At 62.3% G+C, this 9,859-nt stretch carries 8 protein-coding genes; 1 reads left to right on the top strand and 7 read right to left on the bottom strand.

Annotation, left to right across the window (positions count from 1 at the left end; genetic code table 11):
- The 5 genes from UW3_RS27690 to UW3_RS0124565 all read right to left on the bottom strand — a co-directional run.
- Positions 1-1,942: hybrid sensor histidine kinase/response regulator (locus tag UW3_RS27690; protein WP_010226543.1), on the bottom strand; the 1,942-nt coding region annotated here is incomplete at its 3' end.
- Between the two features lie 82 nt (positions 1,943-2,024).
- Positions 2,025-3,959, bottom strand: coding sequence for a PoNe immunity protein domain-containing protein (locus UW3_RS28485; protein ID WP_010226542.1), 1,935 nt, complete (start codon positions 3,957-3,959; stop codon positions 2,025-2,027).
- Positions 3,960-4,024: 65 nt separating this feature from the next.
- Positions 4,025-5,434, bottom strand: coding sequence for a GntR family transcriptional regulator MpaR (gene mapR / locus UW3_RS0124575; RefSeq protein WP_010226541.1), 1,410 nt, complete (start codon positions 5,432-5,434; stop codon positions 4,025-4,027).
- 41 nt (positions 5,435-5,475) lie between these two features.
- Complete coding sequence (ccoG, locus tag UW3_RS0124570; protein WP_010226540.1) at positions 5,476-6,888, bottom strand: cytochrome c oxidase accessory protein CcoG; 1,413 nt, start codon at positions 6,886-6,888, stop codon at positions 5,476-5,478.
- 121 nt (positions 6,889-7,009) lie between these two features.
- Positions 7,010-7,252 carry a DUF3203 family protein gene (locus UW3_RS0124565; RefSeq protein WP_010226539.1) on the bottom strand — a complete coding sequence of 81 codons (243 nt, stop codon included), beginning with the start codon at positions 7,250-7,252 and terminating at the stop codon, positions 7,010-7,012.
- A 142-nt stretch (positions 7,253-7,394) separates the two neighbouring features.
- Here UW3_RS0124565 and UW3_RS0124560 point away from each other — a divergent pair, with 142 nt between their 5' ends.
- Positions 7,395-7,916 (top strand): MgtC/SapB family protein, encoded by a 522-nt coding sequence (locus UW3_RS0124560; RefSeq protein ID WP_010226538.1) that lies wholly within the window; start codon positions 7,395-7,397, stop codon positions 7,914-7,916.
- Positions 7,917-8,454: 538 nt separating this feature from the next.
- On the opposite strand, the gene UW3_RS0124555 is transcribed toward UW3_RS0124560, so the two are convergent.
- On the bottom strand, positions 8,455-9,354 hold the full coding sequence (locus UW3_RS0124555; protein ID WP_010226536.1) for a hydroxymethylglutaryl-CoA lyase: 900 nt from the start codon (positions 9,352-9,354) through the stop codon (positions 8,455-8,457).
- 19 nt (positions 9,355-9,373) lie between these two features.
- Positions 9,374-9,775, bottom strand: a complete 402-nt coding sequence (locus UW3_RS0124550; protein WP_010226535.1) for a MerR family transcriptional regulator — start codon at positions 9,773-9,775, stop codon at positions 9,374-9,376.
- Positions 9,776-9,859 lie beyond the last annotated feature (84 nt).

Genomic DNA, 9,859 nt, shown 5'->3' with positions numbered 1-9,859 from the left:
GGGGGGCGGCCGCCACCAGTTGTTGGCCGTTCATGCCGCCGGGCATGCCGACATCGCTGATCAACAGGTCAATAGCCGCGCCGTTTTGCAGTGCCGCCAAGGCGCTGTGGCCGTCGCCGAATTCGATTTTGGTGTAACCCAGGTCGCTGAGTACCTCGCCCACCAGCATGCGAATGGTTGCTTCATCATCGACCAGCATCACCGTCATGTCGCGCAGTTCACGCGGCGTGCGGGCAACCGGCAGCGGCTCGCTGGCGGGTAAACTGGCGCTGTCCAGGCGCGGCAGGTACAGGTGCACGCTGGTGCCCTGGCCAGGCTCCGAATAGACCCGCACCTGTCCACCGGACTGACGCACGAAACCATAGACCATCGACAGCCCCAGGCCCGTACCCTGGCCCACCGGCTTGGTGGTGAAGAACGGGTCGAAGGCGCGTGCCAGCACTTGCGGCGACATGCCTCTGCCGTTATCGCTGACGCTCAGGGCCAGGTAGTCACCGGGGGGCAGGTCCAGGTGCGCGGCGATCTGGTCATCGGCCTGCAGATGGCGGGTTTCGATGGTGATCCGGCCACCGCCCGGCATGGCGTCGCGGGCATTGATACAGAGGTTGAGCAGGGCGTTTTCCAGTTGCGATGAATCGATGCTGGCCCGGCAGGTAGTGCTGGCGGTAAACAAATCGATCTCGATATGCGGGCCAACGCTGCGGCGGATCAGTTCGGTCATGCCGCTGACCAGGCGGTTGACATCGATGGTGCGTGGTTCAAGGGTCTGGCGCCGGGAAAAGGCCAGCAACCGGTGGACCAGGGACGCTGCGCGGTTGCACACGTCCTGGGCGGTGCGCAGGTAGGGATCGATATGCTGGTGACGGCCGCGCCCGATCAGTTTGCGCGACAGCTCCAGGGAACCGCTGATACCGGTCAGCAGGTTGTTGAAGTCATGGGCGATGCCGCCGGTGAGCTGGCCTACCGCTTCCATTTTCTGCGCCTGGCGCAAGGCCTCTTCGGTCTTGCGCAGGCGTTTTTGCTCACGGATCCGCTCGCTGATGTCGTAGGCGAACAGGTAGGCGCCGATCAACTGCCCCTGCGAGTCATGCAGCGGGCTGTAACGCAGTTCGTAGTGGCGGTGCTGATCGCCTGCGCCAAACTCGGCAATCTCGACGAACGCTTCACCTTTGAGCGCCCGTGTCCAGAGCAGCAGGCCGCGGGCGCAGTCCTCGGGATGCTTGGCCATTTGATCAGGCAAGCTGTCGCCGACGCTCGGCGTCAGGCCGAAAAGCCGCTGGAACTCATCGCGGGCAGCGCGGTTGATAGCCAGCCAGCGCATGTCCAGATCCACCACCTGGATCTGCGCCAGGGTGGCTTCGACCACATCGGTGAGGATCCTGCGTTCTGCCACCGCCTGGGCAACCCGTTGTTCCAGCTCCTGGTTGAGGCGTCTGAGGGCGGATTCGGCGCGCTTGCGTGCAGTCACATCCTGGAACAGCACCGCGACCTGCTTGCGGCTGGCCGGCTCCAGGCGAAAGGCGCAGATGTCCAGATGACGGCCGGTGACCACCAGCTCCTGGTCAAAGCGGACCGGGTTGCCGCTGTGCAGCACCGGACCGAAGCGGGCAAGCCAGTCTTCGGCCTCATCGGGGACCAGCTGCCGCAGGGTTTGGCCTACCACGTTGTCGATCCCGGCATGCCTGGCCTGGGCGGCGTTGGCTTCGATGTGGATATAGTCGCTGAGCGGGCCGTGGGGGCCGTCGAAGAACTCGATGATGCAAAAGCCTTCGTCCATGGTCTCGAACAGAAAGCGGTAGCGCTGCTGGGTGTCGGCCAGGGCCTGATTGTCTGGTTCATGGCCTGCACCGTCGCGCTCGGCCAGCTGTGCTTTGAGCAGATTGTTTTGTTGCTGCAACTGCTCAAGCTGCTGGCGAAGGGACTGCAGTTCGCTCGACGACATGCGCGTGTTCCGACCTGGGGACTGCGGCAAATGTAGCGTCCCGCGCAGCACTCAACAACTGCGCGGCTGCAGGTCGGGCGGATCAATGGCCGTGGTAGCGAGCGCTGGCCCATTCCCACCAGAGGGCGTTCAGTTCGCAGTACGGTGCAATCCGCCCGGTGGTTTCGGCATACAGGTCGTCCCGGTCGAGTTTCGAGGGGATGAAACCCAGGCTGCGCAGGTCTCGGTCGATCAGCGCTGCACTGCTGTCCAGCGCCTTGATCGGCTGGCGTTGGTAGGGGCGCGGGTCTTCACCGTAATACACCTTGGCCGGGCCGAAGGGTACGCCCTCAAGGCGGATATGACCGAGGTTGTTCAAATGGCCTTCAGCAATGCTGCCGTCGGCGAAGATCACCTTGTAGGCCGCGCCGGGAACCCCGCCCAGCTTGCCGTCGTCCAAGCTCAGCTCCAGCCAGTTGCTGGTGGCCGCCGGGTTGATCTGCTCCCGGCTGAGTTTGCCGGCATCGGTGGCCGCCGGATGGGTACTGACCGTACCGTGCTCGCGCAGGCTGTCGACGCGTCGCGACTGCGGTTTGCTGGTTTGCGCCGGGATGCGCAGGCTGCTGCCCGAAGCCTCGGCAGAGCTATTACGTTGCACCGCAAGCCACGGCATCAGGCGTTCGTCGATGCGTTCGATCAGATCGTCCAGGTGTTCGCCGGCCTGCTCCAGGTCGCTCAGCACCAGCGCCTGGCGTTGCTCATCGAGTGCCAGGAAGGTCGCACTGGCACATACCGCCATGATGATCTGCGCAAGCTCTGCACGCAGCACCTCGGCATTCAGGCTTTCTTCAAGCAGGGCATCCGGGCTGGTCTTCAGTTTGCAGTTGAGCAGCACATGGCGCAGCAAATCGTAAAGCTGCTCGGCGTGTTTTTGCGGGTCGCGATTGACCAGGCGCAGCACCCGCTTGAGCCCGTGGCCGGGGCCGGGTACCCAGCCGAGCAGGGCCAGGGCCAGGTCGAAATAGGCGTCGTCCTGCTCCTGAGCGTCGCCAGCAAGGTTCAGGGCCAGGATCGCCTCGACCGTGTCATAGGTGTTAAGGGCCTGGGCCAGGTGCGGGATGTTGCCGGCATCGATGGCATCGGACAGGGTCACGCCGGCAGCCTTGATGTCGTAGGCGAAGTCATCGTCGCAGTCTTCGTCGTCCTCTTCGTCGATAACTTCTTCGTCCTCCTGCTGGTCTTCAGCGTCGCCCAGGCACTCCCAGCGTATGGCTTGGTAAACCGGCAGTTTGCGGGCGTGTTCGAGCAAGTCATGGGGGAAGATCACGTGCAGCAGTGCGCGGGTATCGATGCCGTAAAGCAGGGCCACGGCTGCGGCCTCGAACGACCAGTAGCCGACGTAGCCGCTTATATCGTCGCCATGGGTGTCGTACCAGCTGGCGTGCAGGAAGTGTTCGTACCATTGCTCGCAGTAGCCCTGCAGGCGGCTGGCCGCTTGCTCGGGGCTGGTGGCATAGATGGTTTGCACCAACGGCGTGGCGTAATCCTGGTACCACTCATCGACATCGTAACGGTCGGGCAGTACCCGGCTCAGCAGGTCTTCATAGAGGGTGTCTTGTTCGGCGTAGCCGCCGTTGTCCATCAGCGCGACGAAGCGTTCGAGCAGGTCGTGGCGGCCGAGCAGGATGCACAGGCTGATGACCTGCATGCATTCGTGATGCTCTTCGACATCGTCCAGATTCAGCGGGGCGACGTCTGGCGCCTCGGTGTAGACGGCCATCTTGTGTTGCAGCTGTTGGTACTCATCGATCAGCACCGCAAGCAAGGCGGGCAGGGTGTCGATAGAGACGCCAGCGGTGTAGCTGATCAGCACGTGGTCAAAGGCCCAGCCTTTCGTATGCCGGGCGCGGAACACTGCTTCCTGTTCATCGGAGTTGGCCTGCAGGCGATTGTCCTGCAAGAATACCCGGGACTCCTGGTAGTTTTCCAGGAAGCGTTGGTAACGCTGCGGCGTAAGAAAATGCTGTCGCTTGTACATCTCATCCATCCCTGGGCGTTCGAGCGCGCAGGGTGCAGCAAGCGCGCTCGAAGTTCAACCGCCGCTCAGAACGAACGGACGATTTTGCCCAGGGTCTCCATGGCCTTTTCCGATTGCTCGGTCCAGGGGCTGCCATAGTTGAGGCGGATGCAGTTGCGAAAGCGCCGGGTCGGCGAAAAAATCGGCCCCGGGGCGATGCTGATGCCCTGGGCCAGGGCCATCTGGAACAGCTTGAGCGAGTCCATTTGCTCGGGCAGCTCCAGCCACAGGAAGTAACCGCCAGCTGGATGGCTGACCCGGGTCTGTGGCGGGAAATACCGGGCAATGGCCGCGAGCATCGCCGCCTGTTGTTCCTCAAGGGCGTAGCGCAGCCTGCGCAGGTGGCGGTCGTAGCCGCCGTGCTGCAGGTAGTCGGCAATCGCTGCCTGGGCCGGCATCGAGGCGCACAGCGAGGTCATCAGCTTCAGTCGTTCGATCTTCTGCGCATAACGCCCGGCGGCCACCCAGCCGATCCGGTAGCCGGGGGCCAGGCTCTTGGCGAACGAGCCGCAGTGCATCACCAGGCCGTCGGTGTCGAAGGCCTTGGCTGGTTTCGGTGCCTGCTGGGCGTAGTACAGCTCGGCGTAGACGTCGTCTTCGATCAACGGCACCTGATGCTCGCGCAAGAGCTCCACAAGCTGCTGTTTCTTCTCCTCCGGCATGCTTGCGCCTACCGGGTTCTGGAAGTTGGTCATGCACCACACGGCCTTGACCGGGTGCTTGGCCAGGGTCTGGGCCAGCACCCCGAGGTCGATGCCTTCGCGCGGGTGCACGGGGATTTCCACCGCCTTGAGCTTGAGCCGCTCGAGGATTTGCAGGCAGGCATAAAAAGCCGGTGCCTCGATGGCCACCAGGTCGCCCGGCTCGGTCACCGCCTGCAGGCACAGGTTCAGGGCCTCCAGTGCGCCGTTGGTGATCAGCAGTTCTTCCATGGGCAGCATCAGGCCGCCGACCATGTAGCGCAGGGCAATCTGCCGGCGCAGTTGCGGGTTGCCCGGCGACAGGTCGGTGACCACCATGCGCGGGTCCATCTCGCGGCTGGCGCTGGCCATGGAGCGGGCCAGGCGCGGCAGCGGGAACAGGTTGGGGCTGGGGAACGCCGAGCCGAAGGCCACGGTTTGCGGGTCCTTGATCGAGTCGAGAATCGAGAACACCAGCTCGCTGACATCCACCTCGGTGGACTCGCTGGCTTGCTCGATGATCTGCGGCTCGCTGAACTGACGCGGCGCGTGGGCGTTGACGAAGTAGCCCGAGCGCGGCCGCGCGCGGATCAGCCCGCGGCGCTCCAGCAGGTAATAGGCCTGGAACACCGTGGACGGGCTGACGCCGTGGGTCTGGCTGGCGTATCGCACCGACGGCACGCGCTGGCCGGGGCCCAGGACCCCGGAGCGAATCAGTTCGGCAATGTCGTCGGCGAATTTCTCGTAGCGTTTCATCATGGCTCGAAAGGTTTCGGATGCTCGGGCAGTGTATGGGATCAGCGGTTCAAAGGCGCGACAAAACGGCTGTGGGCGACGCTGCGGATGCCCGGTTCGTCGGTGTCGACCAGTTCGAAGCTGATGTCCTGGGAGCTGCTTTGCGGACGGTCGGCCAACATCGCCACCGACACCGGCAAGTCGCTCATTTCCCCGGCTGCCAGGCTGAACTCGGTCTTGCCGTGCAGTTCGAAGCCTTCGGCATCGAGCAGGCGCAGGCGATAGTGCTGGGCTTGCTGGGTCTTGTTGATGACCTTGAGGGTGTAGATGTTCTCGATTTGCCCGGCATTGTTCTCGCGGAACAGGCCACGGTCCTTGATCACGTCCATCGACACCATCGGCCGCTGCTGCAGGGCGATGACCAGGGCGCCGATCATTACCACCAGGGCGGTGACGTAACCGAGCAGGCGCGGCCGCAGCCAGTTGGTGGTGCCGCCTTGCAGGGTGTGTTCGGACTTGTAGCCGACCAGGCCGCGGGCGTAGCCCATCTTGTCCATGATCGAATCACAGGCATCGATACAGGCAGCGCAACCGATGCACTCCATCTGCAGGCCGTCACGGATGTCGATACCGGTCGGGCAGACCTGCACGCACATATGGCAATCGATGCAATCGCCCAGGCCTTTGGCCTTGTGGTCGACTTCCTTTTTGCGCGGGCCGCGGGACTCGCCACGGGCCGGGTCGTAGGCGACGGTCAGGGTGTCCTTGTCGAACATCACGCTCTGGAAACGCGCATACGGGCACATGTGCATGCACACCGCTTCACGCAGCCAGCCGGCGTTGATGTAGGTGGCGCCGGTGAAGAACAGAATCCAGAACAGGCTGACACCGCCCAGTTGCAGGGTGAACAGTTCCTCGGCCAGCGGGCGGATCGGGGTGAAATAGCCGACGAAGGTCAGCCCGGTGAGCAGGCTGATGCCCAGCCACAAGGTGTGCTTGGCCGAGCGCCGGGCCAGTTTGTTCAGGCTCCACGGCGCGGCATCCAGCTTGATGCGCTGGTTGCGTTCACCTTCGGTGACCTTTTCGCACCACATGAAGATCCAGGTCCAGGAACTCTGTGGGCAGGTATAGCCACACCAGACTCGGCCGGCGAACACGGTGATGGCAAACAGGCCGAAGGCGCAGATGATCAGCAAGGCCGAGAGCAGGATGAAATCCTGTGGCCAGAAAGTGGCGCCGAAAATGTGGAACTTGCTGTCGGCCAAGTCCCAAAGCACGGCCTGACGACCGTCCCAGTTCAACCAGACGGTGCCGAAGAACAGCAAAAACAGAAAACCCGCACCCGCCAGGCGCAGGTTACGAAACAAGCCGGTGAAACTACGGGTGTGGATCTGTCTGTCGCTGCTGGCAGGCTTCTTCTTGAAAGTGGAAGGCTCAGCAATTTCAACGATCTGGACGGGAATTCTATCGCTCATGGTTCGTCGCTCATCAGGCCTCGATCAGGCCAGAGCACTATGGCGCCCCATCTGTTTGCATAACAGGCTCAGCTATTTCGATAAAAACCGTATCAGATTTTCCGTAAAAAGCCTGCAGGCCTCAGATTATCGAGCCCTCCTCGGTGCTCTTGAGGTGCCTGCGACCATCCACCGCACCCGCTACAGTCAGGGCGTCGGCTTCTTGTTCAGTGATCGGTACGCGTTCGCCGTTGAGCTCGGCAACCGACATGCGCAGGGCTTCGTCGGTGACGATCCGCACCTGCGTGGCTTCGCCCTCGATGCGTGCGTTGTGATCGCCGATCAGGGTGCAGCGCTGGTTGGTCTGGTCAATTTCAATAGGCATGGCCGCTTCCTCGTTGCTGGGGTCCTATGTTTGGGACCGCGCGAGCGCACGGGATGCTGGCGGCAACCGATCAGCGGTCAGTGGCGCACTTGCAGGTGCGGCCGTTGTCCATCGAATAATCCCTCCTGCACGGACAAAGCCCATGGACGCCTGGTGGCATCAAGTCTGGATTACCCTGGTGGCGGAGTTTGCCGACATCACCGATGCCAAGCAGCTTACCCAGGTGACAGTGCGCCTGGTCATGGCCGCGCTGCTGGGTGCCATTCTCGGCTTTGAGCGCGAGCTCAAGGGCAAGGCCGCCGGGGTACGCACCCATATGCTGGTGGCCCTCGGCGCGGCGCTGTTCGTACTGGTGCCGCGCATGGCCGGGGCCGACGATGCGGCATTGAGCCGGGTGGTGCAGGGGATCGTCGCCGGGATCGGTTTTCTTGGCGCCGGGACCATTCTCAAGGGGCACGACCAGGACGTCAGCAATGTCAAAGGCCTGACCACCGCGGCGGGCCTGTGGATGACAGCGGCGATCGGCGTGGCAGCGGGCATGGGGCGTGAAGCTACGGCGGTGATCAGCACCGTGCTGGCCTTGCTGGTATTGGGGGTGATGCCGTTGGTGGTCAATCGCTTTGAGAAGGACGAGGACGAAAACGGCGAGGGCGGGAAGCACTGAGGGGAGCCTAAGCTCCCCTCAAAGATTGTTGCGTGCTCTCATTTTTGTTATTGGAGGGCGGCCTATTGTTGTTTTTGGTGACCGTTGCCTCTGCATCACTGGCGATCCCCATCCGGGATCAAGAGCAAACGTATTTTTTTGAGCGCTGATCTACCTTCATCATTGCTGATCCAACCGTGACCTGCGCTACCTTGGGGTAGTTTTATTGTTTTGTGTCCGGTTGCGGGGCAAGCCCCTGGAAAGCACATCCTCTCCAAAAAAATCTGTTAGCTGCGCCTCTGTCGTGTTGTTCTTGTTATGTCAGAGTCGTTTCGTCTTATTTTTATTGGGTATGTCGCACTTTTTATTGTTCTTGTACCTGAGATATAGCAGGTGCCGTGCCAACTTTTTAAAACCCAATAAAATCAATGGTTTGAAGGTTTTATCAAAAAACGGTCCCGGGAAATTCTGTCGATTTGTTTCCGTGTTACCCGGAATTTCCCTGAAAAGTGCGGGCGCGGTAACACCCAGGGGGTGATTGGGCTGTTACCGCCTGTGTTCAGCGTGCGTTCCGCGCGCGTGCCACCCGCGAACCGGTGGTACGGCCGAGTACCGCACTGATACGCAAGCCCGCGGCAATCAAGCGCTCCAGGTCGATACCGGTGTCGATGCCCAGGCCCTGGAGCATGTACAGCACGTCTTCGCTGGCAACGTTACCGCTGGCGCCTTTGGCATAGGGGCAGCCGCCGAGGCCCGCAACAGAGCTGTCGAACACGCTGATGCCTTCGAGCAGGCTGGCATAGACGTTGGCCAGGGCCTGGCCATAGGTGTCATGAAAGTGCCCGGCCAGTTGCTCGCGTGGCACCTGGGCGCCGACCACTTCGAACAGGCGCCGGGTGGCCCCGGGGGTACCGGTGCCGATGGTGTCGCCCAGCGACACTTCATAGCAGCCCATGTCGTGCAGCTCGCGGGCCACCGGGGCGACCTGCTCGGCGCTGATCGTGCCTTCATAGGGGCAACCCAGCACGCAGGACACATAACCGCGCACCCGCACCCCGTGTTGACGCGCCGCTGCCATGATCGGCGCGAAGCGCTGCAGGCTGTCGCTGATCGAGCAGTTGATGTTGCGCTGGGAAAACGCCTCGGACGCCGCCGCGAACACGGCCACCTCCTTGACCCCGGCTGCCAGCGCATCTTCGAAACCGCGCAGGTTCGGCGCCAGGGCTGCGTAGGTCACGCCACTGTGTTGCTGGATATTGGCGAACACCTCGGCGGAACCGGCCATCTGCGGCACCCACTTGGGCGAAACGAAGCTACCCACCTCGATGTAAGACAGGCCGGCGGCGCTCAGGTCATCGACCAGCCGGACCTTGTCGGCCACGCTGATGGGCTGGGCTTCGTTCTGCAGGCCGTCGCGCGGGCCGACTTCGACCAGGCGGACTTTTTCAGGCAATGACATGGGCAGGGTTCCTCAGGGCTCAATGGCTGTTTTTCTGGTTGTTCAGGGTCGCGGCCAGGGCTTGCTCGCAGCGTTCCTCGGCTGTATCCAGCTCCAGTTGCATCTGCTGGATGTCGAGCAGTTGCTGTTCGAGTTGGGCACGGCGTTCGGCGATCTTCGCCAGCATGCTGTGCAACTGCTTCAGGTTGCCGCTGGAAGGGTCATAGAGCTCGATCAGCTCACGGCATTCGGCCAGGGAAAAGCCAATGCGCTTGCCGCGCAGAATCAGCTTCAGGCTGACCTTGTCGCGGGCCGAGTAGACCCGTTCCAGGCCTCGGCGTTCCGGGCTGAGCAGGCCCTGTTCTTCATAGAAGCGGATCGCCCGGGTGGTAATGTCCAGCTCGCGGGACAGGTCGGAAATGCTGTAGGTCTGGCTGCTCATTGCTTGGCTCGGTAAAAGGGCATGGAGCTAAGCTAATTGCAGGTTGACGTATACGTCAAGCAGGGATTGGCAGGGCTATGCCCT

It is taken from the genome of Pseudomonas donghuensis (assembly GCF_000259195.1).
Lineage (GTDB): Bacteria > Pseudomonadota > Gammaproteobacteria > Pseudomonadales > Pseudomonadaceae > Aquipseudomonas > Aquipseudomonas donghuensis.
Note: the sequence above shows the minus strand (reverse complement) of the source record. Positions and strands in the feature narration are given on the sequence as shown.